This is a genomic window from Streptomyces sp. NEAU-174 (genome assembly GCF_052665095.1).
On record NZ_JBQTCE010000010.1, the window covers coordinates 324,882 to 350,437 of the forward strand.

Consider the following 25,556-nt stretch of genomic DNA (forward strand, 5'->3'; position numbering starts at 1 on the left):
GATCCCAGGTCCCCGAGCCGTCGGGCCGGCGGGCCCGGACGGCAAGCCCGGCACCGGACGACAAGCCCGTCAGTGGGTTCGGCGCAGCCCCGACACGAGCAGCCCGACGAGGTGGCGCGCGTCGTAGCGGGGGTTGTTGCCGGCGCCCGCGCAGAGGCTGCCGACGCCGCGCATCAGCTCATAGGCGTCCTGGCCGGAGCGGATCTCGCCCGAGGCGACCGCGGCGTCGAGCAGCTGATCGCAGACGGGCAGAAGCCGGTCGATGAAGTACGAGTGCAGGGGGTCGAAGCAGGGGTCGTCGGACTGGAACACGGCGGCGAGGCCGTGCTTGGTGACCAGGAAGTCGACAAAGAGGTCGATCCACCGGCCCAGGGCGGTATGCGGGGTCTCGCCGCTCGCCAGCAGCGCGGGACCGGCCTCAGCGAGGGCCTCGACCTGGTGCCGGTAGACGGCGACTATGAGGTCGGCTCGGGTCGGGAAGTGGCGGTAGATCGTGGCCGTCCCGACCCCGGCCTTGGCCGCGATATCGCGTATCGGCGCTTCCACGCCCGAGCTGACGAACACCGCGGCGGCGGCCTCGAGCAGCGCCTGTTCATTGCGCCGCGCGTCCGCCCGCTTGGGCCGGGCCGCGCGCTCCGCGTCTCGGTCGTTGTCGTTCACCGCACGCTCCCTTCGCGGCCGAGTCTAACGAAACGGGACAACGTCCCATAACCTCAGGGGACGACGTCCCATAACCTCCGGCCGTCAGAGCGGGGTCAGCCGATCGGGCCCCTCGGGGGCGTACGCGATGGGGTCGTCCGGCTCATGCCAGTGGAGGGCGAAGCGGTGCCCCGCGCGATACGCCTCGAGGCCCGCGCGGCAGTACGCCACCATGTCGTCCGGCAACGCGTCCAGCGGGAACCAGCCCAGCTCGGAGCACTTCTCGGGCTCCCGATTGACGGGCTCAAGGCCGCCCTCCGCCACCTCCGCCTCGAAGAACCACCCCGTACGGGCGTCCCCGGTCGGCGCCTTGTGCTGAAGCACGAGCACGGCCCGCACCTCGTCCGGGCCGAGGCCGACCCCGATCTCCTCGGCCGCCTCCCGGAGCATCGCGGCACGCACGTCCTCGCCGTCCTCGACATGGCCGGACGGAGCATGCAGCAGCCCGTCCGCATAGCCCGTGTTCGCCCGCCGCGCGAGCAGGACGTCCCCGCCCCGGCGCAGGATCAGATGCACATCGACGATCTCCCGATGGCGCCGAACCGGCGCGAGGTCGGCCACCAGGGCATACCGCTCGTCGCGCACGGCCCGCCCCCACAACGCCGCGTCCGGCGCGAGCTGCTCGACCGACAGCCGCTCCGTCAACGGCCCGACCATCGCCGACAGCTCGGCGGCGGTCAGCCCGACGGGCTCGGACTCACCCCACCGCCCCTCGATCAACACCAGCCGCCCACCCGGCCGCAGCAGCCGCACCCAACGCCGCAGCACCGCCCCCTGATCCGGCAGCATCCACAGCAGATGCCGCACCAGCACGACATCGAACCGCCCCTCCCCCACGGGCGGCTCCGCCGCGTCCCCGACGAGCACACTGGCCCCCGTCCCGGCCAGCTTCGCCCGCGCCAGCTCGACCATGCGCGGCGACCGATCGACCCCCGTCACCCGATGCCCCCACCCGGCCGCGAGCAACGCCAGGCTCCCCGTGCCGCACCCGAGGTCGAGCACATCCACGGCCCGCCCGGGCAACCACCCCCGCAGCCGCCCGGCCCACGCCTCCCGCACGACCGGGTCCCGCAGCCCATGATCCGGCTCATCGTCGAAACCCGCGGCGGCGGCGTCCCAGTAGGCGGTGGTCGAGCTCTCTGCACTCATACCGAGATGCTCGCACCCACCACTGACAACGCCCGTGTCAGGGACTCCGTCGCAGCACGAGCGTGACGAAGCCCAGCGTGCCGCGGTAGCCGCTCAGCCACTGGGAGCGGTGCTCGGCGGCGGCCTTGTACGCGTCCAGGGCGTCGGGCTCCTCACGGTGGTCCAGGGCCCAGCGGGAGAGCGAGCCGGTCCAGGACCACTCGTAGTCGTCCCACTCCCCGGCCGTGCTGACATGACCGTAGACCGGCGTCCAGCCGTCCGCGACGACTCGGTCCACGGTCGTCGCGAGATCCGCGTAGTCGTCCCAGGTGGCGCCCAGCGCGGAGAGCGCGGCGGCGTCGGGTTCGCGCTCCCAGAAGCCGTCGCCCACGAGGACATGGCCGTCCGGGGCGAGGAGTTCGCGCGCCGCCGCGAGGGTGGGCAGCAGGCCGCCGAAGGCGTGCGCCGCGCCGACGCTCAGCACCACGTCGAAGCGGTGCGCCGAGGCGAAGACCGCGGCGTCCATCTCATGGAGGACCAGCCGGTCCGCGACCTCGGATTCCTCCGCGCCCTCGCGTGCCTGCTCCAGGGCCGCGGTGTGGATGTCCACCCCCTCGGCGCGCATCCACGGATAGCGGACCAGCAGCCGCCGCAGCCATTCGCCGCCCCCGCAGCCGAGGTCGAGGGCACGGTCGGCCTCGTCCGCCACCGCCCGGTCGAGCAACCGGGCCACCGACTCGTCGGCGATCGGGGCGGCGATCGGATGGTCGGCGTGCGCGAGATGGGATCTCCGTTGACGGTCCATCCGCACAGCGTGACAAGACCCGTCCCCCTCCGCAGCCCCTTTTCCGGGCTTGGTTCTCCCCCGGCTACCGCCGGGAGGTTGGCCGGGTTCAGCCATACTGATGGCTTCCTCAGCGAGCGGACCGCAACGGGTCGCGCCGGGTGAGGCAGACGAGAACGCCCACCAGGACGATGGCTGCCGTGATGAGCGGGGCGACCAGGGAGTTCGCGGGGTACAGGATCCAGGCCCACGGCTCGGGGCGACCGCCGCTTCTCCAGCCGGCCGCCGCGCACAGCAGGGGCACGATGGCGACGGTGACAGCCGCGATGCGGTGGCCGAGGAAGGGAAACAGCAGCAGCGCCAGGCCGACGTATCCGGCGATATTGCGCCCCAGCACCAAGGCGATGCTGTCGGCCCCCAGGGCGTAGCAGAGGGCTGCCACCCCCGCCCCGGTGATGGCGACCGCCGAGCCGAGTGCGGCGTCCCACCTCCGAACGGGACGGCAGGCGACGCCTTCGGTGCGCAGGTCGCCGCGTCCCATGCCGTGGAGCAGCATCACCGCCGGCAGCAGCGTGATGAGGTGGCCGACGAGGAAGTGTCCGGACTGGCCGGTCAGCACGGGCACGGGGAGTTCGGCGTCGCCCATGAGGAGTCCCACCGCATTGGTCACGACGACGGACACACTCAGCGCGGGAACGGCGCGGGCCCTCAGCCACCAGTTCATCCGTGGCTCCCGTCGATGCTCAACTGGGGAGCTGCGTCGCAGGATCGCATGGCGCGGGTGTTGCGCTCGTACCAGTCGAGCTGGACCTGTCGGGACTGTTTGAGGACGTGTTGGGCCAGGGCCAGTTCCGGCGGCGCGACCCGGTTCGTGAGGGTCCGGGGCGAGGCGCCGGCGGTCAGGGAGAGCCACGCCCCGACGGGGCCGTAGGCGTCAGCGGCCGGGTAGGGCTCCCCGTTGTCCGCGCAGGCAGGGGATTGTGGAAGGAGCCCTGCCGCCACGCCTGTGGGCACACCGAGGGCACTGATGCCGGGCCCGATGGCGAGCTTGGTCTCGTCGGGGCCTGGTCGGTCGGCCATGGTCAGTGTGGCCGGCACCGCGACGTCGGCCTGACGGAGCCTCGCGACGGCCTTGCGTGACTCGGTGCGGACCATGTCGGCTCGCTGGTCCATCTCGGGCCACAGGCAGATGCGGGGCCGACCGTGGTCGCACACCAGGTCGCCGACCGGGCGGGAGGTCACCGGGTCGGCTCCCATGCCGTGGGCGGAGGCGACACCGCCCGCGAGCCCTGCGGCGAGCAGCGCGGCCGCGGCGACGACGGCGGGAGCGGACTTCCGGTACTGGATCAGCACGGCGGCGGACAGGCAGACGCCCGTACCGAACGCTCCCGCACTGACCAGCGCCCATACGTCCAGGCTCTGATCGAGCACACAGCAGTCCTGAAGTCCTCCACCTACGAGGTGGCGGATCCACACGATGCTCCAGGAGACCGGATAGGCGTTGGCGACGAAGCTCGCGATCAGCGTGACCGGCACCGCGACGATCGGAGCCCACAGACGGCCCAGAACGAAACCGACCAGAGTGTTGGCCGCGAGCAGCACCGCTTCGACCGCGAGGATGCCGGGATCCGGCATGCCGAAGCCGACGTCGGCGGCGGCCGCGGAGACGAGCAGGGCCGCGGTCATCCCGACCAGACCCATCACGAACACCGGCAGCAAGAGGGGGAAGGCGATGGCCAGCGGCGAGCGCACCGCGTTCTGGTCGGAGATGCGTGCGCGCCTGAGCCGGCTTCCCTCCCAGGCACCGGCTCCGGCGCACGCGGGGCCCACGAAGGACAGGGCCAGGCTCGCGGTGCCGGTGGCGGAGAGCCAGTAGTGGGGCGTGACCCACTCGGACAAGTTGTCACCGAGGGCGATGACGATGAAGCCGGCCAGAAACGGCAGGAGACGGGTGCCGGACGAGACGCGGACGACGGTACGGAGCAGCACGGGTCAGATCTCCTCGCCCACGAGCTGGGTGTAGGCGGCTTCCGCGCGCTCGCGAGGGCCTTGGGCGTTGCCGGCGTTGTCCGCGTGGTCGGCCATGGCATGGAATTCGGCGGTGGTGCCGTGGAAGCGCACCGTGCCCCGGTCCAGGACGACCACGTGCTGGTAGAGGTCGGCGAGGTCTTCGGTCTGGTGGGTGGAGACGACGATGTGCACGTCGTCGGCGAGCTGTTCGAGTAAGGACCGGAAGACCTTGCGCTGGGTGGGGTCCAGGCCGGCGGTCGGCTCGTCCATGAGGATGAGCTCGCTGTGGTGGGTGAGGGCGCCGGCGATGCCCATCCGGCGCAGCTGGCCACCGGAGACCTGGTGGCTGCGGCGGTCGGCGAGCTTGTCCAGGCCGACACGGCCGAGAGTGGTGGCCGATGCCTTCCAGGCATCAGAGCGGTTCATGCCTTTGAGCCACCCGGCGAAGGCGACTTGCTCCCGTACGGTCAGGCCCGGTACGGGCGTGATGTGCTGCGGCAGCCAGGCCACCGCCTTCCGGTACGCCCGCACATCCTTGCGGGCCGCGGGGTCGCGGCCCTTCCAGGTGACAGTGCCGTCCAGAGGCTTGAGCTGGGAAGCGGCCAGCGCCATCAGCGTGGACTTCCCCGCCCCGTTCGGGCCGAGCAGCACCGTTGCCGCGCTGCTGACGCGAAGGTCGAAGCTGTCGAGAACGGTCGTCTTCCGGTTGTACCGGAAGGAGACACCACGGAATTCCAGGGCCATGAGCCGCACAATCCGCCGCCAGGGTGGTCCCGAGGCGGCTGTAGAGAGGAGCGGGAGGTGCCCCGGCGCAGGCAGAGCCCGCCGCGCCGGGGCACCCGTGAAGACGTGCCGTACCCGTCTTCGGGTTCTAGCGACAGCGAAGAGGCCGCCACCCATGTGACAGGGGCGACGCCGCCGTTCATGTCCGGGCGCGGTAAGCGGGGATGGCCGCACACAGTACAGCTACGCCGAAGGCGTAGGCCCCGGAGTCCCGGCCGCCCAGACACCAACCGCAAAGCAGCGGGGTGATCAGGCGCTCGCTGCACACCACCCGGCCGGAGCTATCCGAGAACAGTGCCTTGACGGTCCAGATGTTAGCGGTAACACTCCCCCTCGTGGACTCCTCGGAGCAACCAACGAGCACCCCCTCACCACCACCCCCTCCCCAACAACTCTTCAGCCGCGCCGCCGTGGCCGCCTCCTGCGGCGGTTTCGTTCTCATCGGGGCGCTTCAGGCGCTCTACGGGCCGTCGATCCCCGCCCTGCGCGACGCCTACAGGCTGTCGCCGTCGGCGGCCGGGATGGGGTTGAGCGCGCATTTCGTCGGTGCGGTGGCGGGGGTTCTTGTCTTTGACCGGCTGTTCGGCCGGATCGGCAACCGGCGGCTGCTGGGCTGGTCCTACCTGCTCATGGCGGGTGGCGCGGCCGGGTTCGCGTTCGCGCCCGCCTGGCCGGTCGCCTTGGGGCTCGCCCTTCTCGCGGGGCTGGGCTTCGGCGGGATCGACTACGGGCTGAACCAGCTGTTCGCCGTCGGCTTCGGGCGCCGTAGCACCGCCATGCTCAACATCCTCAACGCCCACTTCGGCATCGGCGCCGTCCTCGGCCCGGCCCTCATCGGCCTGGTCGGGTCCGCCCACTACCCCGCCGTCTTCCTCGGCTTCGCCGCGCTCACGCTGCCGCTGCTGCTCTGCCTGGCCGGGGTGCGCGACGAGGCCCCGCCGCGCGGTGGCGACACCGGCGTAAGCGAAGACACGGCCGCGGACACCGGCGCGCGGCGCCGCGTGCGCGCCCGCAGCCTCGCCACCGTGCTGGGCGCCTTCGTCGTCCTCTACGTCCTCCACGTCGGCATCGAGTCCGGCGTCGGTGGCTGGGAGCCGACCCACCTGGAGGCCATCGGTTACGGGGCGACCGCCGCCGCCTCCGCGACCTCCGCCTTCTGGCTGATGATGACGGTCGGCCGCTTCCTCGTCGCCCCGCTCGCCCTGCGCTGGTCCGCGCAGACGATCATCGCGGTGAGCTGCGCGGGGATGACGGGGTGTCTGCTGCTGGCCGCGATCCCCGCCGCGGCCCCGTACGCCTACGCGGGCGCCGGGCTGTTCATCGCGCCGATCTTCCCCACCGGGCTCCCTTGGCTGCTCCGGGCGGCGCCGCGCGCCCACCGGGCCGGGGCGCTGGTCATGGCGGCCTCGATGGTCGGCGGGGTGGCCGCACCGCCCGCGCTCGGCAAGGCGATCGAACTCGCGGGCGTCCGCGCCGTACCGCTCATCCTCTGCGCCATCTCCGCGGTGTGCCTGATCACCACCGGATGGCTGATCCGCGCCGCGTCCCCGCCCGTACTCCCTACGTCATCACCCGCGCCCTCTACGTCATCATCCGTGTCCCCTACGTCTACGTCGCCCGAACTCCCCACCCCACCCGACCAGCCCGCCCCCGCCGCCGAAAGGACCTCCTGACCCCCATGCCCGCCGCCCCGCCCGCCCTGACGCTCTCCGACGACGGTTTCCTGCTGCACGGCGAGCCCTTCCGCATCCTCTCCGGCGCCCTCCACTACTTCCGCACCCACCCCGACCAGTGGGCCGACCGGCTGCGCAAGGCGCGGCTGCTGGGGCTCAACACCGTGGAGACCTACGTCCCGTGGAACCTCCACCAGCCCGCCCCCGGCACCCTGGACCTCGACGGCCTGCTCGACCTCCCCCGCTTCCTCGAGCTGGCCCACGCCGAGGGGCTGCGCGTACTGCTGCGCCCCGGCCCGTACATCTGCGCCGAGTGGGAGGGCGGCGGGCTGCCGTCCTGGCTGACCGCACAGCCGGGCCTGCGCCCGCGCAGCCGTGACCCCCGTTTCACCGCCGCCGTGGACGCGTACCTCGATCTGCTGCTGCCGCCCCTCGCTCCCCATATGGCGGCGCGCGGCGGCCCGGTGATCGCCGTGCAGGTGGAGAACGAGTACGGGGCGTACGGCGACGACACCGCCTATCTCGCGTATCTGGCCGACGCGCTGCGCACCCGTGGCGTCGAGGAGCTGCTGTTCACCTGCGATCAGGCGGACAAGGCGAAGCTGGCGGCCGGGAGCCTGCCCGGAGTGCTCACCACCGGCACCTTCGGCGGCCGGGCCGAGCAGTCGCTGGAGGTGCTGCGCGCCCACCAGGAGAGCGGGCCGCTGATGTGCGCGGAGTTCTGGATCGGCTGGTTCGACCACTGGGGCGAGCCGCACCACATACGGGCGGCCGACGACGCGGCCAAGGACCTGGACACGCTGCTGTCGGCGGGCGCTTCGGTGAACATCTACATGTTCCACGGCGGCACCAACTTCGGCTTCACGGCCGGCGCCAATCACGACCACGCCTACACCCCCGCCGTCACCTCCTACGACTACGACGCGGTGCTCACCGAATGCGGCGACCCGGGCCCCAAGTACGCCGCGTTCCGCGATGTCATCGCCCGGCACGCCGCCGTCCCCGACGAGCCCGTCCCGGAGCCCTCGCCCAAGCTGCCGCCGACCGACGTCACGCTGACCGACTCGGCGAACGCCCTGGTCTGCGCCGAATTCCTGTCCCCCGGCGAGCAGTTCACCGACCCGCCCACCATGGAGCGGCTGGGCCAGGCGTACGGCTTCATCCTCTACGGCACCGAGCTGCCCGCGCTCGGCGACCGCGTCCTGCACTTCACGGGCGGGGTGGGCGACCGGGCGCAGGTCTTCGTCAACGGCGCCCCGGCGGGCGTCCTGGAGCGCGAGCGCCACGAGGACACGCTGCACGTACGGAGTCCGGAGTACGGGGCCCGGCTGGACGTCCTGGTCGAGAACATGGGCCGGGCGAACTACGGCCCGCGCATCGGCGACCCCAAGGGCATCACCGGCCCGGTCACCCTCGACGGCGAGCCCCTGGAGGACTGGACCTGCCACCCGCTCCCCCTGGACCGCCTCCCCGAACTGCCCTTCCGCGGCACGGGCAACACCCCCGTCGCCGGTCCGTCCTTCCACCGTGGCACCTTTACGGTGGACACCCCCGCCGACGCGTTCCTCGCCCTGCCCGGCTGGACCAAGGGCGTGGCCTGGATCAACGGCTTCAACCTCGGCCGCTACTGGTCGCGCGGCCCGCAGCGCCGCCTCTACGTGCCCGCGCCGGTGCTGCGGCCGGGGACGAACGAGCTGGTCCTGCTGGAGCTCCACGCGGCGACCACGCGCACCGTACGGCTGACGGACGAGCCGGACCTGGGCTGGACGGACGAGACCTGAGACGGACAGGGGCTGAGGCGGACGAGACCTGAGACGTACGAGGCTGAGGCGGACAAGCGCTTGGACGGACGAGCGCCGAGACGGACGACGGGAGACACAACGCACATGGGCGAGCCGGAGGACCAGGCGGGCGGACCCCAGCGCGTCCGGCGGCGCCGGGCCACGGCGGGCGGCGGGGCCGTGATGGCCGACGTCGCCCGCCGCGCCGGGGTCTCCGGCCAGACCGTCTCCCGCGTCCTCAACGACCACCCCCGGGTCCGCCCCGAGACCCGTGAGCGGGTCCGGGAAGCCATGCGGGAGCTCGGCTACCGCCCCACCGCCAGCGCCCGCACCCTGGCCAGCGGCCGCAGCCGGACGCTCGGGGTGATCTCCTTCGACGCGGCCCGCTTCGGCCCCGCCGCCACGCTGGCGGGCATCAACGAGGCCGCGCAGGAGGCCGGTTACCTGGTCAGCACGATCGCGCTCACCGCCGCCGACCAAGCGGCGGTACGGGGCGCGGTGGACCGGCTGCTCGGCCAGGGCGCGGACGGCATCATCGCGATCGCCCCGCAGCGCTCGGTGGGCGAGGCCCTGGTCGAGGCCGACCACGGCAGGCCCATGGTCACGCTGGACAAGAGCTTCGGCGCCCGCTTCCCCGTCGTCGCGGGCGACTCCGCGTCCGGCGCCCGCCAGGCCACGGAACACCTGCTGCGCCTCGGCCACCGCACGGTCCGCCATATCGCGGGCCCGGTGGGCTGGATCGCCGCCGAGGCCCGGGTGGACGGCTGGCGGGCCGCCCTTAGGGACGCGGGCGCGGCGGCGCACGAGCCGCTCTTCGGCGACTGGAGCGCGGATTCGGGCTACGACCTGGGCCGCAGCGTCGCCCACGACCCGGACGCCACGGCGGTGTTCGTCTCCAACGACCAGATGGCGGTGGGCGTCCTCCGCGCCCTCCACGAGGCGGGCCGCCGGGTCCCCGAGGACGTCGGCGTGGTCGGCTACGACGACATCCCCGAGGCCGCGCATCTGCTCCCGCCGCTCACCACGGTCCGTACGGACTTCACGGAGATCGGCCGCCGCTGTCTGAGCCTGATGCTCGACCAGCTGGAGCGCACCCCCGAGCCGGGGGTGCGCGTGACCATCCCCACCGAGCTGGTCCTGCGCGAGAGCTGTGGCCACCTGTTCCGGGGTGCCGCCCGGCAGGCTCAGGGGTAGGGAACTGCTCACCGTTGTGTGGCCCAGCCCGTCGTCGGGCCGCGGGGACGGTCAGGCTGCCGGCGCGAATGCGGTGATGGCGTCGACGAGGTCGGCCGGGGCTTCCAGCGGGATCAGGTGACCGGTGCGGGGGACCACCACGAAGTCGGCTTGGGAGAGGTAGGGCACCAGGTTGTCGCGGAGCACGCCGACGGGCTCCACCTGGTCGTGTTCTCCGGCGACGACGAGAGCGGGCACGCTGACCATGCGCGTGTGCTCGGTGATGTCCTGCGCGATGCCGCGCAGCGGCCACTCGGTGCGGGCGGCGTCGGTGACGGTCCGCGAATCGGTCACGATCCGCGCCTTGACCGGAGCGGGCAGCTCGGTCGCGGTGAGGACGTGATCCCGTGCCCCGGCCACGGACTCGGCGGAGTCGTAGGCGTGCGACAGGGCTTCCTGGTACTCGGGAGTGACCTGTGCGGCGGGCTTCGCCGGGCCGGAGCCGACGAGAACGATGCCGCGCAGGCCGGCGGGCCGGGTGGCCGCGACCAGCTGTGCGACCTTACCCCCCATCGAATGCCCCACCAGGACGTAGTCGGTGACCCCCGCATCCGCGAGCACGGCGAGCGTGTCGTCGGCGAGCTGACCGAGCGTATAGGGACCGGGCAGAGCGCTCGACCGGCTCCACCCGCGGAAGTCGACCGTGAGCACGTCACGGCCCGCCAGGCGGTCGACGACGAGGTCCCAGGTGCGGGCAGAACCACCCCAATAGTGCAGGAACACCAGAGTCGGCCCGGCCCCCGGCCGATGGTCGTAAGCGGGCAGAAGCGTCTGCTGCGTCGTGTTCATGATGGCTCTTCCGGTCGATGCTCCAGGCGATTGCCCTGTGTATTCATTGAAACTTCCGCACCCGGACGGGGCATCGGCGTGACTGGTCGCCCGATGGTGAAAACTGGACACGTGAGCGTGATCCGGCAGATGACCTACCAGCCCGCAGGACGCCGCGCCGCCTCGGTCGAGACGATGACGTTCGGCCGCCTTCGCGAGCTGAACGACGGCGGCACGCAGCGCGCCGACTTCCACGTCGTTGCCGCCATCGACGCCGGACCCGGCTCAGTCACGGTCGATTTCCACCTCCACCCGCTCCAAGATCGGTCCGCGGTGTGGATTCCACCCGGTGCGGTGCACCGGTGGGACGACATCGCCGAAGTGGCAGGGCACCTCGTGCTGTTCGTGCCGACCGCGCCGGTCACCCACACCACCCGAGAACTCGTCGCCTCCCCGGACCTGGCCGCGCACTGGAGCATCCCCGACGCCGACTGGCCCTTCGTCGACACGGCGCGCAGCCATCTCCTCCTCGAAGCATCCGCCCCACCCGGTGACTCCTCGACGGAGCTGCCCGAAATCCTGCTCTCCGCGCTCATCACCCGGCTGCACCCACCGCACGCCGAAGCACGGCTCACACATCCGGTGTTCCGGTTGTTCCGCTCCAGCGTCGAAGAGCACTTCCGGCAACACCACGACGCCGGCTACTACGCCCGTGCGCTGGGATACGCGCCGCGTACCCTCTCACGAGCGGTGCAGCAGGCCACCGGCCGCACCGCGAAGGCGTACATCGTCGAACGGATCACCCTGGAAGCCAAACGGCTCCTCGCCCACGACCGCCTCACCGCCGCCCGCTGTGCCGACGTACTCGGCTTCCCCGACGCATCCAACTTCTCGGTGTTCTTCCACAAGGCCACAGGCAAACGCCCGGGCGCGTGGCAGGCGACGGTGGCCGCCGAGTGAGGAGGTGCCCACAAGAACACTCACACCTGGAGCACTCCACGGACACGTGGGCGACGCGCAAGCGAGCCCTGACCGGGAAACCCGCCCCCGCCTAACGGTAGAGGCCGGCCCGGAAGGTGAACGAGACGAGTTGCGCCCGATCTCGTGCGCCGACCTTCGTCATGGCCCGCACCGCATGCGTCTTCACGGTGAACGGCGACACGGACATCTGGGCCGCGATCTCGTCGTTGCCGAGACCGCTCGCGACGAGGACGACCACGTCCCGTTCCCTGGGTGTCAGAGCGTCGAAGCGGCGCAGCAGCTCCCGATCGATCACCGGGGGCGGACTGACGGCCATATGGCCGATGAGCGCGGCCGTCGCGGCGGCCGACAGCGCACCGCCACCGGCGACGACCTCATTGATTCCGGCGACGAGTTCAGCAGGGCTCACGGTCTTGCTCAGAAAGCCGTTGGCGCCCGCGCGCAGGGCGGCGAGAACGATGTCGTCCTGGTCAAAAGTGGTCAGCACGATCACCCGCAGCTTCTCGGGCGGGTGCTCCTTGCGGATCCGGCGAGTGGCTTCGACACCGTCGATGCCGGGCATCCGGATGTCCATCAAGACCAGGTCGACGGGGTGGTCCCGGAGGAAGGGGAGGACCTGGAGCCCATCGGAGAGATCACCCGCGACAACGAGCCCCGGGTCGGGCATGAGCATCGTCCGGATGCCGGCCCTCATGTCGTCCTGGTCGTCGACGATCAGAATCTGGGTCATCAGACGACGGCTCCCAGGGGGCTGAACTCCGCATGGACCCGGAACCGTCCGTCGTCGCTGTCGATCGTCAGCCGCCCGCTGGAGGACTCGACGCGTTCGCGCATCCCCACGAGCCCGAGTCCACTGCCCGCGTGGGAGCCACGGAGTGCATGACCGACGCGGTTCTCCACGGTGACGCAGATCCTGCCGTCGCGCTCGCGCACCTCCACCGTCGCCGTCCCCTCTCCATGCCGGTAGGCATTCGTGAGTGCTTCTTGAACAACCCGGTAGACCGTCACGCCGACACTGGGCTCCACGAAACCGGCGGGGATGTCGATGGAGGGCTGGACGTCGAGGCCGATGCTCTCGAAAGAGGCGATCAGTCCTTCCAGGCCGCTGAGCGACGGGGTCGGCCGGAGCGCCTCGTCGCCGGAAGTGTCGTCGCCGAGGCGGAGGAGCGCGAGGATCCGCTGCGTCTCGACGACGACGGTGCGGGCGCTGGACCTGGCCGAGACGAGGGCCTGCCGGGAGGATTCGGCGTCCTCGGGCAGCCCTATTTCCGCGGCACCGAGATGCAGGCTCAGCATCGCGACTTGATGGCCGATGACGTCATGCAGATCCCGGGCGATGCGGAGCCGTTCCTCGGTCACTCGCCGGATGGCTTCGATCTCGCGGGTGGCGATGGCGCTCTCGGCCCGCTCCTCCAAGATCCACCAGTGGTCCCGATGGATGCGGAGCGCGGCCCCTGTCGCGCCTCCCGCTATGGCCGAGAAGAGGGCGGCGGCCCCCACGACCGCGCCGCCGCGGAATCCTCCCAGCGTCATGAACGCCCCCAGGAAGAACGCCGCCACGATGCCGGTCCCGGCCAGCGGCTGCTTGCCCCTGAGGGTGACCGAGAACAGCACGAGCACCGCCATCATCCACACCGACAGGGGGTCGTGCCCCACCGCTGTGACGGCGAACGACGCCGCGCTCGTCACGACCAGCCCTGCCCACGGCTTCCACCACGAGAGGGCGACACCGCCACCGGCGAGGAATACCGAGAGGGCCGTCGGCCAATCCGACCCCCTCCATATCGCCGCCACGATCTGACCCGTGAACACGAGCGCGGCCACGGAATAGGCGGCTCGGTGCAGCACCTCGGGGCGGCGGACCCACAGGGGTGCCGGGGGCCCTTCTTGATCGTTCCGCGCCTTGACCATGGCCTGATTCTCGTTCCCGTGTGCTGCGGCCGTGTACTTCAAACGAAGTACACGGCGAACCTGCTTCGGCCGATGGAGACGGCAGAACTCATGTCGATCGAAATGGATGGCAGAAGTACTTCGATCGAAGTACGTGGCCCCTCCCGAGTCCGCTGAGACTCCTCATCGAGGCGACCGTCTCACACCATCTCGATCACAAACGGGACACCCGATGACTCAGACCACGGTAACTCCGACCACGACCACGGCCACGACGACGCCCTCCGGGCTCCGATCGCTCTACCTGATCCGCATCGCCTTCTCCCTGATCTGGGTGGCGCTCGTCCTCACGACCTCCGCCTCGCTGGTGTCGACGGACCGGCCCACGGCGATCGCGGCCGTGCTGCTGATCGTCTACCCCCTGTGGGACGTCATCGCCACGCTCCTGGAGCGTCGTATGGCCGGTACCGGCTCCGCCACGAATCGCGTCAGCTCCATCAACATGGCTCTCGGCCTCGCCACCACCGCCGGAATGACCATCGCCGTCTTCTCCACCGTCGGGAGGGCCCTTCTCGTGTTCGGCGTCTGGGCCCTCCTTGCCGGAGCGGTCCAGCTCATCGTGGCGATCCGCCGCCGGCGCACCGTCGGCGCCCAGTGGCCCATGGTCATCAGCGGCGGCCAGTCCGTCCTCGCCGGAGCCACCGTCGCCGCCACCTCCGCCTCGGCGAGCAGCAGCCTCTCCACCGTCGCCGGATACTCGGCCTTCGGCGCCTTCTGGTTCCTCGTCTCCGTCATCGCGCTGAGCATCCGCGGCCGACGCGTGGGGCTGGGGGCGTGACGCGGTCGCGTTTGCTCGGTCTGGCGCGCGGGCGACGCGGAGGCGATCCCCTCGTCCGTCAGGAAGATCACAGGTCCGCGGTGTCGCGGTGGCGCGGGCAGCGGCAGGGTGGGAACTGGCTGGACCGCAGGGGTTCGAGCTTGTCCTTGACCACGACGACCACCCTGCCGAGCTCCTGCGTCACGACCGCGCCGTCCGGCGAGACGCGGTAGACGCGCATCGTCATCCGTGGAGCGGTGGATTCGGTGTGTGAGAACACGTTGACCTGTCTTTCCGGTCGGCCAATTACGTTGAGTGCACACACCGTTGCGTTCCGGCGCATAGGCTGGAAAGAGGCGACACGTCCCAGCCAAGATCGCGGGACAAGAGGGGATGCACGATGCCGTTCCAGCCACGCGAACTGTTTCCCGACCGCTCGGCACGCGACCTCTTCGGCGCGGAGATCCGGCGCCACCGAGAGAAGGCGGACATGTCGCTGCGGCGGCTGTCCGAGGTGCTGAACTACAGCAAATCGCACCTGGCCCGGATCGAGGCGGCGGAGTCCCTGCCGTACGACGACCTTCCGGCGAAGTTGGATGCGTGCTTTGGGACGGACGGGATGTTCGCGCGGATCTACGCGCTGGCGAAGAATGAGCCCTTCCCTGGCAAGTACCGGCGAATGATCGAGATCGAGAGCCGAGCAACCATCATCGAGCAGTACGTCTGCGCCACGTTCCCCGGACTGCTGCAAACTCCCCAGCTCGCGGAACACTCTCTGCGCTGCGGCCTTCCGCATGCTCCCGACGCGGAGATCGAGTCGATGGTCAAGGCTCGTATCGATCGGCAGGCGCTGCTCGACAAGCCCAAGCCGCCGCGCTCATGGTTCATCATCGACGAGGCTGTGCTGCGCCGTCCGGTCGGCGGACCAGAGGTAATGCGTGACCAGTTGGCGTCCCTGATCGAGCGCGGGACGCAGTCTCACGTGACCATGCAGGTGCTGCCTTTCACAGCGGGCGGGCACGCCGAAGCAGGCGGTTCGCTGACGCTCTTTACGGTGGCCAGTGAGCCGCTGGTGGCCTACGACGAGGGCAGTCAATCCGGAGTGATCATCGAGGACCGAGGGGCAGTCGCCATGCGCCGGGAGAACTACGATCTGCTCAGGGCCATGGCCCTCTCGCCCCGTGATTCCGAGGCGATGATCCGTGCCGTGATGAAGGACTTGACCTCATGCCGACCACCCCGGACCTGAGCACCGCCGCTTGGCGCAAGAGCAGCCACAGCAACAACAATGGCGGCAACTGCGTCGAGGTCGCCGACAACCTCCCCGGCATCGTCCCCGTACGCGACTCCAAGGACCCCGACGGGCCCGTCCTCATATTCACCAACAACTCGTGGAGCACCTTCATAGCCAGCCTGAAGAAGAAGGCAGGGATGTGAGCCGCCTCCTCGTCGTCCGCAACGCGGAACGCAGTGGGCCGGGGCGGTTGCGGCCGTGGTGGGAGGAGATGGGGCTGACGGTCGTCGAGACCGATGGCGCGTCGGCCCCCGCGTCCCCGGAGGGTTTCGACGCGGTGGTCCTGCTCGGCGGTGGCTTCCTGCCGGATGCCGACGCGTACGCGCCCTGGCTACCGGCCGAACGGGAACTCACCCGGCGTGCCATCGCCGAGGGCGTCCCGTTGCTGGGGATTTGCCTGGGGGCCCAGGTGCTCGCAGTGGCGGCGGGAGGGACCGTGCTCGGCGATCACGGTCAGCCGGAGCGGGGCTCATGCGCCGTCCGGTTGCGGCCCGAGGCCGACGCCGACGCGCTGTTCGCCGGGGTACCGCAGGAGTTCCGGGCCATTCAGAACCATCGTGACCAGATCACCGCGCTTCCCCCCGGCGCCACCTGGCTCGCATCGAGCGACGCCTGTCCGGTGCAGGCGTTCCGGATGGGCGAGCGGGCCTGGGGCGTGCAGTTTCATCCGGAGGTGGGGGCGGATCGCCTCGACGACTGGGACGAAGCCGCCCTGGCCGACGCGGGCCTGGATCTGCGCGCGCTCCGGACCGAGGCCGAGCGGGTCGAGCCGGAGTCCGTGCGTACGGCGCGGCGGCTGGCGGCGAACTTCGCCGGTGTGGTCCTCACCGCAGCAGCAACTGAAGTCCGCCCAGCACCGTCGCCGCGATGACCAGCCGCTCGAAGAGCCGCTGATTGATCCGGTCCACGCACGCCTTACCGATGTACGCACCGGGCAGGACGAAGAGCGCCAGCAGGAGGTCCAGCAGCAGGGAGCGGCCGTCGATCAGGCCGAGGCTGACGCTGAAGGGAACCTTGGCGACGTTGACGATCAGGAAGAACCAGGCCGAGGTGCCCAGGAAGCCCAGCTTTCGGAAACCGGCGGAGAGCAGGTAGAGGGACATCACGGGGCCGCCCGCGTTGGCCACCATCGTGGTGAAGCCGCCGAGCACCCCGTACGAACCGGCCTTGAGCCGTGCGCCCGCCCCATCGGCGGCCGGGACCTCCGGGGCCGCCGCCCGGGCGGCCGCGCGGCGCCGCCACACCGTGACACCCGCCATCAGCAGCAGGATCGCGCCGATGGACGTCCGCACCTCCGCGTCCCCGGCCCACAGCATGAACACCGTCCCCACCACGACCCCGGCCGCGACGGCCGGGAACAGCCGGAGCAGGGTCCCCCAGTGCGCGTGGCGACGGTAGGTGCCCACGGCGAGCACATCACCGACGATCAGCAGGGGCAACAGCACACCGGTCGACTCCCGGGCCGGAAGCACGGCCGCGAAGATCGCGAGGCTGACGGTATTGGCGCCGCTGACGGCGGTCTTCGAGAAGCCGACGAGTATGGATGCCGCCGCGAGCGCGGCGAACTCCCAGAGGGTAACGGTGTACATGCCACGGAATCATTCCAGGCCACCGGGGGGCCGCCGCAGCCAGGGACGTATGGGATGCCCGGCGGGGCGTGACGCCTGCGGCGGGCCACGCGGCGGAGCCGCATATCGAGGCTTCCCCCTACCCGCCCCTTCCCACAACTGGGGCTCGTCCCCAGACCCCGGGGTCCAGGGACGGAGCCCCTGCCACGCGGCGGACACCCCCTCAGCGCACCCAGCCCTGGAGCGGCTCGGTGTCGAGCGTGACGCCGACCGGTGCGTCCTCCACGACCATCAGGACGGGATCGGCATCGGCCCACGCCCCATGGCCGACGAACGCGTCACTGTGGGCGTGGGTCCCGTCGGGGCGGGCGTGGCCGTTGCGGTACGTCTCGACCTTGAGGCCCTGGAACACCCCCTCGTGCCCGGGGACAGCTATCAGGTCCTGTCCGTACGCCAGTCCGAGCAAATGTCGGGGTCGTCCTGGCGTTCCTTGCACACCTGCCAATGGATGACATCACGGCCACCCACTGACACGCTGTAATCCCTGGCCCCGGGGACGTCCTGCGGGTGCGACCTCCTCATTTCGGGCTCATGGGAGGCCACCCACGAGAAGTCGACGTAGCAGTAGTCGTCGTCATTCAGGTCCCGGTCGTCGATCCGGAACTGGTTCTGGGATGACAGCCACCGCGCCGCGCACTGCCTCTTGGACGATTCGTAGACCCAAGGAGTGTCGGCCACCGCCAGCGACGGACCCGCAACGATTCCTGCTGCGGCGATCGATACGATGACTGCACTGCGTAATCGGGAAGACCGAACCTTGGCTAATTTCATCGGATACCCTCTCCTCTCGAAGCGATTCCCCATGTTCGTGCTCCTGTTTCTTGCCTCGACGGTGAGTCGTCCGGGGTCACGATAAAACCTCTGCCATAGAGCGCTTCAGAATTGACCGCCCTCATTCTTCGGGCCGACGTCAGCATTCCCCCGTGCGACAGATGAACCGTCACCAAAACCGTAGGAGACGCCGTACCCGCGGAGCAATGTGCATAGTGTTCAATTCCGGGTGCCAATTGTGCACGGTGCTCAAAGGGCCTGTGCGGCGGTGATACGGAGGGCATGGACGGCGTCGTGGATACCGATGCCGGTGGTGAGCAGATCGCGGCCGAGTGCGGCTTCGGCGGTGCGCAGGTGGGCTCGGACCGTGTTGCGGCTGATGCCGAGGCGGCGGGCGGTCTGCTGCGCGTCGGTGTTGGCGTCGATCCACGCCCGCAGGGTGCGGTGCTGCGGGGCGTGCAGAGGCCCGAGGAAGCTCTGGGCCCAAACGGCGGCGCGTTCGGTACGCAGCAAGTTCTCCAGAGTTGGGGGTGGTTGCTGCTCAGCGGGTTCGGAGGCGAAGGATGCGCTGGTGAGAGCGAGCGCCAGGTGGACGGCGGCGCGAGAGCGGACGTCTGCCAGTTCCAGGCCGAGGGCCCGTTCTGCGCGTCTGATGTGGGCGGCGACGGTGTTGCGGCTGAGGTCGAGAAAGCGGGCCACAGCCGCTCGGGGTGCGCTCATGAAGAAGCGGGTGACGTCGACGGTGAGCGCCGGGAGAGAGTCCAGCGGGCGCAGCAAGTCACGGGACCAGGCGAGGGCGGGCTCCCGGGGCAGAACACCGTCCAACGACGTCTTTCCCGCATAGACGGCCACGCGGCCGGGCATGGTGCGGGCGGCAGCCAGGGCGTGGACGGCCTGGCTGTAGGCCCTGGCCGTCGCGCTGAGCGGATGCGGGCCGCTGACACCGAGTGCATAGCCGGAGTTGTCGCGTACCAAGCGGCACAGCGTCTCGCCCCGGCCACCAGCCTGGACGCTGGATCCTGCCTTGTCCCCGTCCCCGTCCCCGTCCCCGTCACCGTCACCGTCACCGTCACCGTCACCGGGACCATCGGTGATGAGACAGATCAGGTGCTCCTTGAAGGCGGGGCACTGCACCATCAGGTCCGGGCCGTGGTAGCCGGAGGGATCCTGGTAGGCCCGCTCGATCCGGTCGCGGTCGGCCGGCGGACAGTGCAACAGATGGACCCGCAGCCGGTCGGCCTCCAACAGCGGTGGAACGGCACCGGTCGTCATGCGGCGGGCCAGCATCGGCTCGCCCGCCAGCAGCGCCTGGAACACCCCGAACCGCACCTGGTATGCCTTGTCGTGGAAGCCGCGCCAGGCACGGTCGCCGTTCCCAACACGGCGCAGGAGCGTGATGAGGCTGCCGGTGTACGAGATCAGTGCGACCGCTTCCGGGCTCAGCGCCGACCGCGCGGCAGCCACCAGTACCAAGCGCGACCCATGCGCGCCGAGGGCTTCACAGCGCACGTGCCACACAGCGGTCTGGGTCGCGGCCGCGGCCAACTTCCCGCCGGATAATCGCGCGAGCAGCGGAGCGAGCGGTCGCAGAATCTCCCGGGGAAATCCCATGGTGGACGACTCCACCGTGCCCTCGTCGTTCACGACCAACGCGATGCCCGCGCCGGTCTGTTGGTGCAGCCAGTCCAGGACCTCCCGCACATCCGGCTCGGCGTCGCGGGCCATTTGGCGTCTCATCTCGCGCAGCAGCCCGGTCAGCCGTTCAACGTACCGCTGCTCCTTCGTGTCCGCCACGACGCCGTACCCCCTCTGCCCGACATCCCGTTGTCCTCTCGCACATCTCACGATGGCACCCGCGCCGCACCGGCGGGAGATGTCTGTCTCCGACTGCCCCAGGCCGATAAGGGAAAGCCAGGGATGCCGAAAATGTGCCCGCCCTCTGAACCGCGGGCCACCTGCATCCGTGTGCATCCGTACGGCTCATGCCCCGAGACTTAGGGACGACTATGTGTTCCGCGCAAGCGATAGACGAACTGGCCCCCCGCCTGAGCGAGTGGTTGCGGGCCGACCGCCTGTCATGCCAAGGAATTCTGCCTGGTACGGCAGGCGCGGTGGAGAGTATGGTGTCTGGTATGGCGACGAAAAAGGTGACAGTCACCATCCCCGAGGAGCTTCTCGACGAGATCCGGGCAGACGCGGCGGAGCGCGGTCTGTCCGCGTATGTCACTGACGCGCTACGAGTCAAGCGCGACCGTGACCGGCTCGTGGAGCTGGTGGACTGGCTACAGGAAGAGTACGGACCGGTCTCCGAGGAGGAGAGCGCTGCCGCCTTGGCCGAACTGGATGAGATCGACGCCGAACATGACCGTCGCAGGGCGCAGCACGGCGGCGTCGGGGAAGCCGCGTGACGAAGCGGGTCCAGCAGCCCAAGCGGCTGCGCGTGTTCGTGCTCGACTCCGAAGCCCTCTCACAAGCGGTGCGCGGTGAGCGCCGCATGATCGCTCTGCTGGATCTGGCGGCCAAAGGGGAGGTCGAGATGATCACCTCCCCCATGACCGTGATCGAAGCGCACGACGGCAGAATCACCGAGCGCCGGTGGGACTGGGTACTGTCCCGGCTGCAAGTAGCTGACCTGGGCAGAGATCAGGCCCGGGCCGCCCGTCGGTTGCTGGCCGACGCCGGGCTCCACGGCCACAAGTACGCCATCGACGCTGTGCTGGCCGTCGTGGCTAAGGAACGAAGGGGGCAAGTCACCGTTTTAACGTCGGACGTGGATGACTTGGAGCGACTCCTCCCGCCAACGGTGGTCGTCCGCAAGGTCTAGCGGACACCTGGCTCATCGAGTGCGACGCCGCCTGGGGCGGGCCCGCTGTCGGAGGGGCGGGTGATACTGGGCGCATGAGCAGCCAGGAGTTCGTGCGGGCCGGGGCCGGGCTCGGGTGCGGGCTCGGGGGGATGGTGGTGTCCGCCGTCGGGTATCGCTCCCACGGGATACCGCCCGCGCTGCACCGGGGACTGCCCTCGCCCTATCTGACGCTGATCTTTTCCCTCGACGGCCCCGTCGTCGGCGGAGGCACGCCCGAGCAGGCGCGGGGTCCCGGCGCCTCACGGACGGAGATCGTCGTGGGCGGCCTGCACCAGCGACCGGCGTATATCGTCCAGCCCGGCCGCGAGGCCGGAGTGCAGCTCGCGGTGCATCCACTGGCGGCGCGCACGCTGCTGGGGCTTCCGGCCGGTGCGCTCGCCTCCGACGACGACCTGGTCACCTCCGGGACGGACGTGCTGGGCAAGCGGGCCGCCGACATTCGCGAGCGGCTGTGTGAGCAGCAAGCGTGGGAGGACCGGTTCGCCACGCTCGGTGCGTATCTGCGGGAGCGGGCGGCCGAGGGTGAGGACGGGACCCCGGTGCGGAGCGAGGTCGGCGAGGCGTGGGCCTGGCTGGCCCGGCATCGGGGGGCCGGGACGATGAAGGGCCTGGCCGAGCATGTGGCGCTCAGCCCGCGCCGGCTGACCAGCGTGTTCCAGGCCGAGACGGGGCTGAGCCCCAAGCAGGCGGCCCGGCTGATGCGCTTCCAGCACGCCAGGAACACGGTGGTCCGGGCCGTCGCGGCGGGCCGGGCGCCGGACCTGGCCCGGGTCGCCGCCGACTGCGGCTACTTCGACCACTCCCACCTGGTGCGCGACTTCCGTCAGTACACCGGGGTGAGCCCGACCGCCTGGCTGGCCGAAGAGTGCCGGAATATCCAAGCCGGGGGCCATCTCTACGGCGAAGAGTAGAGCCCATGAACACCGCACAGGACGAACAGAACCAGCAGAAGCAGCACCGTGACCCCGCCATCTGGCCCACCCTCCAGGCCCATGACGCCGCCGCCCTGATCGACTTCCTTGTCGACACCGTCGGCTTCCTGCGCACGGCCGTCTACCAGGACGGGAACCGCGTCGCCCACGCCCAGCTCGACTGGCCCGAGGGCGGCGGCGTCATGCTCGGCTCGTACGACCCGGAGACCAAGACCTGGTGCCTGGAGCCGGGCACCTTCGGGGCGTACGTCGTCACCGACCACGTAGACGCGCTGTACGAACGCCTCACGGCGGCCGGTGTGCGGGTGCTCCGGCCGATCGAGGACCAGGAGTACGGCAGCCGGGACTTCGCCATCGCCGACCCGGAGGGCAACAAGTGGTCCTTCGGTACCTATCGCGGTGAGCCCCGGCCCGCCGACGGCTGACGCACGGCTATTCCTCCAGGTAGTGGAAGCCCGGCCGGGGGTGCATCAGGAAGTCGTGATGCGAGATGTTCCACGCGTACGCACCCGCCATCGCGAAGGCCACCCGGTCCCCCACCCGTAGCTCCGCGACCGGGATCCGGGCGGCCAGGACGTCCTTCGGGGTGCACAGCTGGCCGACCACCGTGACCGGCTCGTCCCGTACGGCAGGGCGCGGCCACGGCCGGGTCCAGACGGTGTCCGTGGGGAGCACCTGGAAGGGCTGGTCGTGCTGTTTGGTGGCGGGGGTCCGGATGTGGTGGGTGCCGCCGCGCACCACCGCGAACGCCTCGCCGCCGCTGTGCTTGATGTCCAGCACCTCGGTGACGTACCAGCCGCAGTAGACGGTCAGCGCCCGGCCGGGCTCGATCCGCAGGGTGAGACCGGGGTGGCGCAGGGCGAGGTCCGCCATGCCCCGGCCGTAGGCAGCCCAGTCGAAGCGGCGGTCGGGATGGGCGTAGTCCACGCCCATCCCGCCGCCGACATTCACCTCGGTGATCCCCAGACCGTGGCGTTCGGACAGCTTCCGCGCCCAGTCGGCGATCGCGGCGGCCACGGCCACCTGGGTGGGGGCGTCGAGGCCGCTGGCGAGGTGGGCGTGGATGCCGCGCAGCCGGAGGGGGCCGCCCGTGCCGCCCGCGCCGCCCGCCCCGCCCGGGGAGAGCAGGGGGAGGCAGCGCTCCACGGCCTCCGGGTCGAGCCCGAAGGGGCTGGGGCGGCCGCCCATGGCGAGCGCCACGCCGCCCAGCGCCGCGCCGAGCGGCCCCCCACTGCCCAACTCGTCACCGTCCAGTGGGAGGTTGACCCGCAGGAGGACGTCCACGGTGTCGATCCCCGCGTCCTCCGCCGCCCCCGCCAGCAGCCGCAGCTCCTGCTCGCTCTCCACATGGAACCGCTCCACGCCAAGCGTCAGCGCCCGCCGCAGCTCCCCCTCGCTCTTGCCCGGCCCGCCGAACGCCAGCGGCGCCCCGGGAACAGCCGCGCGGACATGCTCCACCTCACCGCCGGAGGCGACCTCGTAGCCGGTGACGTGGGGCGCGAGGGCCCGGAGGACGGCGGGCGCCGGGTTGGCCTTCGCGGCGTAGTACAGCTCCAGGCCCGGTGGCAGCGCGTCCCGTACGGCCCGCACGTGCGCGCGGAGCGCGGCCAGGTCGTAGACGTAGGCGGGCAGGTCGTCGCCGGTGAGCTCCGTGGCGAGGGTACGGACGGCGGAGGTGATCAACGGCTGCTCCCGGGGTGCATGACGTGGGCCGCCTCGGACAGCAGGGCGGAGGCGAGCGGGCTGGCGATACGGACATAGCCCGCGTGGCGGTCGGCCCGACGGCCCCAGCGGGTGAGGAGGTTGGCCTTCGCGGGCAGCGGCACGCCCGCCACCAGGGCGCGCAGCGCGGGCGGGTGGTCATGGGCCGCCGAGCGCTCGCACAGCACCCGGCGGACCGCCGACCACAGCGCGGGCTCCAGCCCAGGACTGCGGTCGGCGAGGGCGGCCACCATCTCGGCGATGTGGTTGACCAGCAGGCAGTACACCACCCGGTCCCAGCCGCGCTCCCGCTCGTACGTCAGCGGGCGGGCCACCGCCTCGGGCAGCGCGGCGAGCGCGGCGGTGTGGTGCTCGGGGATCAGCTTGGTGCCCTCCAGATCGCGGAAGAGCACCTGGCGCGGGGTGCCGTCGGCGGGGTCGACGCCGATGACGACGTTCTGGAGGTGGGGTTCGAGGACCACGCCGTGGTCGAAGTAGGCGGCCAGTACGGGCGGTACGAGCAGCTCCAGATACGCCTGCCACCAGGCGGAGAGCCGGTCGGGGCCGGCGCCTGGGAGGAGCCGGGAGATCTGGGCGCCGCTGGTCGGGTACTCATCGGCGACGGCCGCCGCGAGCAGCGCGGTCAGGCCGGGCCGCAGCCGGGTGGCCAGGCCCTCGCGGACGATCACGCCGAAGCCCTCGATCAGCTGACGGTCGCCGCTGCCGTTGGTGTCCTTGCCGCCGAGGTCCAGCGTCCGGTACGCGGGTTCGCGCAGCAGCTCACAGCCGGGGAAGCGGGCGGCGAGATCGGTGGCGACCGGCTCCAGCAGCCGGGTCAGGGCGACCGCGCCGGACAGCTCGTAGTCGGCGTTCTTGCGCAGGCAGTTGGTGATCCGCACGTTCAGGCTGAACTTGAGGAAGTCCCGGCCGTCGTAGAGCGTGCGGACCGACGCGGTGGGCGCGAACTCCGTGCCGCCCGGCCCGAGGTCCAGCACCTCGCCCCGGGCGATGGCCGCCCGCAGCAGCCGGTGCTCGCGCAGCATCGCGTACTGCCAGGGGTGCGCGGGCAGCAGCCGGTAACCCTCGGGGACGGCGCCCTGCCGGTCCAGCGCGGCGAGCGCCCCGGGCCGTGCGGACTCCTCGCGGACGTACTCCTGGCGTACGGCGAGGTGGTGCAGCGGGAAGCGCGCCCCGGCCTCGGGGGCGAACCGCGACCAGGAGTCGGCGCTGCCGGTGCGGGCCTTGGGGGTGGGGTGGAAGCGGTGGCCGAAGAGGAGGGACTGCTCGGAGGCGAGGTAGAGGTCTTGGGCACTGTCGGCGCCGTCGCGCACGGTGCTCCGGTCGTCCAGGGCTTCCATGGCCTCGATGTCGTCCATGGCTTCCATGGCTTCCATGGCTTCCATGGCTTCCATGGCCTCCAAGGCCTCCAAGGCCTCCAAGGCGGCCGTCATCCCCGCGTGGCTGGAGGCGACTTGGCCCAGGAACTCGTCGTTGTGCACCCCCGTGCGCAGCTGGAGCTCCCGGTGGATCCGCTCGGCCAGCCCGCGCCAGGACACCTCGGCCCACGTACCGTCGCGCTCCTCGCTGACCGGCCCGGTGAAGCGGTGCGCCCCGATGAGGGAGGTGCGCCGCAGCCCGACGCGCAGCAGCACCCCGCAGCGCGGCAGCCTCAGCCGCAGCCATCCATCGGCCACGACGGTCTGGTGCTCCGGTCCCGACACCTCACGGAGCAGACAGTTGAGGAGGGTGTGGGCGGTGGCGTGGTCGGCGGAGGCCACGGTCGCGGCGGGCGAGGAGGTCATGGGCATGGGGCGGCT

The 25,556-nt window shown here is 70.9% G+C and carries 28 protein-coding genes; 12 read left to right on the plus strand and 16 right to left on the minus strand.

Going from position 1 to position 25,556, the window contains the following annotated elements; genetic code table 11:
• Positions 1-69: 69 nt before the first annotated feature.
• The 6 genes from ACT2CW_RS28510 to ACT2CW_RS28535 all read right to left on the minus strand — a co-directional run bounded on the left by ACT2CW_RS28510 (position 70) and on the right by ACT2CW_RS28535 (position 5,365).
• Positions 70-660, minus strand: a complete 591-nt coding sequence (locus tag ACT2CW_RS28510) for a TetR/AcrR family transcriptional regulator (protein WP_445518680.1) — start codon at positions 658-660, stop codon at positions 70-72.
• A gap of 84 nt (positions 661-744) precedes the next feature.
• Positions 745-1,848: a methyltransferase domain-containing protein gene (locus tag ACT2CW_RS28515; protein WP_445518681.1), complete on the minus strand. Its 1,104-nt coding sequence runs from the start codon at positions 1,846-1,848 to the stop codon at positions 745-747.
• 37 nt (positions 1,849-1,885) lie between these two features.
• A complete protein-coding gene (locus ACT2CW_RS28520; protein ID WP_086886565.1) occupies positions 1,886-2,632 on the minus strand; it encodes an SAM-dependent methyltransferase in 747 nt (248 codons plus the stop codon).
• Positions 2,633-2,741: 109 nt separating this feature from the next.
• Positions 2,742-3,335, minus strand: coding sequence for a hypothetical protein (locus ACT2CW_RS28525; RefSeq protein ID WP_445518682.1), 594 nt, complete (start codon positions 3,333-3,335; stop codon positions 2,742-2,744).
• Entirely contained in the window at positions 3,332-4,600 is a 1,269-nt protein-coding gene (locus tag ACT2CW_RS28530) for a DUF7224 domain-containing protein (RefSeq protein WP_445518683.1), read from the minus strand. The genes ACT2CW_RS28525 and ACT2CW_RS28530 overlap by 4 nt, the downstream gene beginning before the upstream one ends.
• A 3-nt stretch (positions 4,601-4,603) precedes the next feature.
• Complete coding sequence (locus ACT2CW_RS28535) at positions 4,604-5,365, minus strand: ATP-binding cassette domain-containing protein (RefSeq protein WP_164433961.1); 762 nt, start codon at positions 5,363-5,365, stop codon at positions 4,604-4,606.
• 350 nt (positions 5,366-5,715) lie between these two features.
• On the opposite strand from ACT2CW_RS28535, the gene ACT2CW_RS28540 reads away from it, so the two are divergent.
• The 3 genes from ACT2CW_RS28540 to ACT2CW_RS28550 all read left to right on the plus strand — a co-directional run bounded on the left by ACT2CW_RS28540 (position 5,716) and on the right by ACT2CW_RS28550 (position 10,052).
• Complete coding sequence (locus tag ACT2CW_RS28540) at positions 5,716-7,077, plus strand: MFS transporter (RefSeq protein ID WP_445518684.1); 1,362 nt, start codon at positions 5,716-5,718, stop codon at positions 7,075-7,077.
• 5 nt (positions 7,078-7,082) lie between these two features.
• The gene (locus ACT2CW_RS28545; RefSeq protein ID WP_445518685.1) at positions 7,083-8,858 is read left to right on the plus strand and encodes a glycoside hydrolase family 35 protein; all 1,776 of its coding nucleotides are present in this window, start codon (positions 7,083-7,085) and stop codon (positions 8,856-8,858) included.
• A gap of 105 nt (positions 8,859-8,963) precedes the next feature.
• Entirely contained in the window at positions 8,964-10,052 is a 1,089-nt protein-coding gene (locus tag ACT2CW_RS28550) for a LacI family DNA-binding transcriptional regulator (protein ID WP_445518686.1), read from the plus strand.
• Positions 10,053-10,103: 51 nt separating this feature from the next.
• Here the strand turns inward: ACT2CW_RS28550 and ACT2CW_RS28555 are convergent, their stop codons facing one another.
• Positions 10,104-10,880, minus strand: coding sequence for an alpha/beta fold hydrolase (locus ACT2CW_RS28555; protein ID WP_445518687.1), 777 nt, complete (start codon positions 10,878-10,880; stop codon positions 10,104-10,106).
• A gap of 111 nt (positions 10,881-10,991) precedes the next feature.
• On the opposite strand from ACT2CW_RS28555, the gene ACT2CW_RS28560 reads away from it, so the two are divergent.
• The gene (locus ACT2CW_RS28560; RefSeq protein WP_445518688.1) at positions 10,992-11,819 is read left to right on the plus strand and encodes a helix-turn-helix domain-containing protein; all 828 of its coding nucleotides are present in this window, start codon (positions 10,992-10,994) and stop codon (positions 11,817-11,819) included.
• A 91-nt stretch (positions 11,820-11,910) separates the two neighbouring features.
• Here ACT2CW_RS28560 and ACT2CW_RS28565 read toward each other — a convergent pair whose 3' ends face one another.
• Complete coding sequence (locus tag ACT2CW_RS28565; RefSeq protein WP_182471003.1) at positions 11,911-12,570, minus strand: response regulator transcription factor; 660 nt, start codon at positions 12,568-12,570, stop codon at positions 11,911-11,913.
• The gene (locus tag ACT2CW_RS28570; RefSeq protein WP_445518689.1) at positions 12,570-13,751 is read right to left on the minus strand and encodes a sensor histidine kinase; all 1,182 of its coding nucleotides are present in this window, start codon (positions 13,749-13,751) and stop codon (positions 12,570-12,572) included. The genes ACT2CW_RS28565 and ACT2CW_RS28570 overlap by 1 nt, the downstream gene beginning before the upstream one ends.
• Positions 13,752-13,962: 211 nt before the next feature.
• Here ACT2CW_RS28570 and ACT2CW_RS28575 point away from each other — a divergent pair, with 211 nt between their 5' ends.
• Complete coding sequence (locus ACT2CW_RS28575; RefSeq protein WP_445518690.1) at positions 13,963-14,568, plus strand: DUF308 domain-containing protein; 606 nt, start codon at positions 13,963-13,965, stop codon at positions 14,566-14,568.
• A 67-nt stretch (positions 14,569-14,635) separates the two neighbouring features.
• Here the strand turns inward: ACT2CW_RS28575 and ACT2CW_RS28580 are convergent, their stop codons facing one another.
• Positions 14,636-14,794 (minus strand): hypothetical protein, encoded by a 159-nt coding sequence (locus tag ACT2CW_RS28580; protein WP_166484080.1) that lies wholly within the window; start codon positions 14,792-14,794, stop codon positions 14,636-14,638.
• A gap of 153 nt (positions 14,795-14,947) precedes the next feature.
• Between ACT2CW_RS28580 and ACT2CW_RS28585 the strand changes: the two genes are divergently transcribed.
• Genes ACT2CW_RS28585 through ACT2CW_RS28595 form a run of 3 tightly spaced genes read left to right on the plus strand, consistent with a single transcriptional unit; the run spans position 14,948 to position 16,712 of the window.
• Positions 14,948-15,796, plus strand: coding sequence for a helix-turn-helix domain-containing protein (locus ACT2CW_RS28585; RefSeq protein WP_182471006.1), 849 nt, complete (start codon positions 14,948-14,950; stop codon positions 15,794-15,796).
• On the plus strand, positions 15,775-15,984 hold the full coding sequence (locus tag ACT2CW_RS28590) for a DUF397 domain-containing protein (protein ID WP_445518691.1): 210 nt from the start codon (positions 15,775-15,777) through the stop codon (positions 15,982-15,984). Before ACT2CW_RS28585 ends, ACT2CW_RS28590 begins: the two co-directional genes overlap by 22 nt.
• Positions 15,981-16,712 carry a type 1 glutamine amidotransferase gene (locus ACT2CW_RS28595; protein ID WP_445518692.1) on the plus strand — a complete coding sequence of 244 codons (732 nt, stop codon included), beginning with the start codon at positions 15,981-15,983 and terminating at the stop codon, positions 16,710-16,712. The genes ACT2CW_RS28590 and ACT2CW_RS28595 overlap by 4 nt, the downstream gene beginning before the upstream one ends.
• Here the strand turns inward: ACT2CW_RS28595 and ACT2CW_RS28600 are convergent.
• The 4 genes from ACT2CW_RS28600 to ACT2CW_RS28615 form a co-directional block, all read right to left on the minus strand.
• Positions 16,666-17,430: a sulfite exporter TauE/SafE family protein gene (locus ACT2CW_RS28600; RefSeq protein ID WP_164433991.1), complete on the minus strand. Its 765-nt coding sequence runs from the start codon at positions 17,428-17,430 to the stop codon at positions 16,666-16,668. The genes ACT2CW_RS28595 and ACT2CW_RS28600 overlap by 47 nt on opposite strands.
• A gap of 202 nt (positions 17,431-17,632) precedes the next feature.
• Positions 17,633-17,875 (minus strand): hypothetical protein, encoded by a 243-nt coding sequence (locus ACT2CW_RS28605; RefSeq protein WP_445518693.1) that lies wholly within the window; start codon positions 17,873-17,875, stop codon positions 17,633-17,635.
• The gene (locus tag ACT2CW_RS28610) at positions 17,845-18,240 is read right to left on the minus strand and encodes a hypothetical protein (RefSeq protein ID WP_445518694.1); all 396 of its coding nucleotides are present in this window, start codon (positions 18,238-18,240) and stop codon (positions 17,845-17,847) included. The genes ACT2CW_RS28605 and ACT2CW_RS28610 overlap by 31 nt, the downstream gene beginning before the upstream one ends.
• A gap of 249 nt (positions 18,241-18,489) precedes the next feature.
• On the minus strand, positions 18,490-20,034 hold the full coding sequence (locus ACT2CW_RS28615) for a helix-turn-helix domain-containing protein (RefSeq protein WP_445518695.1): 1,545 nt from the start codon (positions 20,032-20,034) through the stop codon (positions 18,490-18,492).
• Between the two features lie 338 nt (positions 20,035-20,372).
• On the opposite strand from ACT2CW_RS28615, the gene ACT2CW_RS28620 reads away from it, so the two are divergent.
• The 4 genes from ACT2CW_RS28620 (at position 20,373) to ACT2CW_RS28635 (ending at position 22,463) form a co-directional block, all read left to right on the plus strand.
• A complete protein-coding gene (locus ACT2CW_RS28620; RefSeq protein WP_445518696.1) occupies positions 20,373-20,648 on the plus strand; it encodes a CopG family transcriptional regulator in 276 nt (91 codons plus the stop codon).
• Positions 20,645-21,064 carry a PIN domain-containing protein gene (locus ACT2CW_RS28625; RefSeq protein ID WP_445518697.1) on the plus strand — a complete coding sequence of 140 codons (420 nt, stop codon included), beginning with the start codon at positions 20,645-20,647 and terminating at the stop codon, positions 21,062-21,064. The genes ACT2CW_RS28620 and ACT2CW_RS28625 overlap by 4 nt, the downstream gene beginning before the upstream one ends.
• A 74-nt stretch (positions 21,065-21,138) precedes the next feature.
• A complete protein-coding gene (locus ACT2CW_RS28630; RefSeq protein WP_445518698.1) occupies positions 21,139-22,017 on the plus strand; it encodes a helix-turn-helix domain-containing protein in 879 nt (292 codons plus the stop codon).
• Positions 22,018-22,022: 5 nt separating this feature from the next.
• Entirely contained in the window at positions 22,023-22,463 is a 441-nt protein-coding gene (locus ACT2CW_RS28635) for a VOC family protein (protein ID WP_445518699.1), read from the plus strand.
• Between the two features lie 7 nt (positions 22,464-22,470).
• Here the strand turns inward: ACT2CW_RS28635 and ACT2CW_RS28640 are convergent, their stop codons facing one another.
• Both ACT2CW_RS28640 and ACT2CW_RS28645 read right to left on the minus strand, forming a co-directional pair.
• Entirely contained in the window at positions 22,471-23,721 is a 1,251-nt protein-coding gene (locus ACT2CW_RS28640) for a type III PLP-dependent enzyme (RefSeq protein ID WP_445518700.1), read from the minus strand.
• A complete protein-coding gene (locus tag ACT2CW_RS28645) occupies positions 23,718-25,547 on the minus strand; it encodes an IucA/IucC family protein (protein WP_445518701.1) in 1,830 nt (609 codons plus the stop codon). The genes ACT2CW_RS28640 and ACT2CW_RS28645 overlap by 4 nt, the downstream gene beginning before the upstream one ends.
• Positions 25,548-25,556 lie beyond the last annotated feature (9 nt).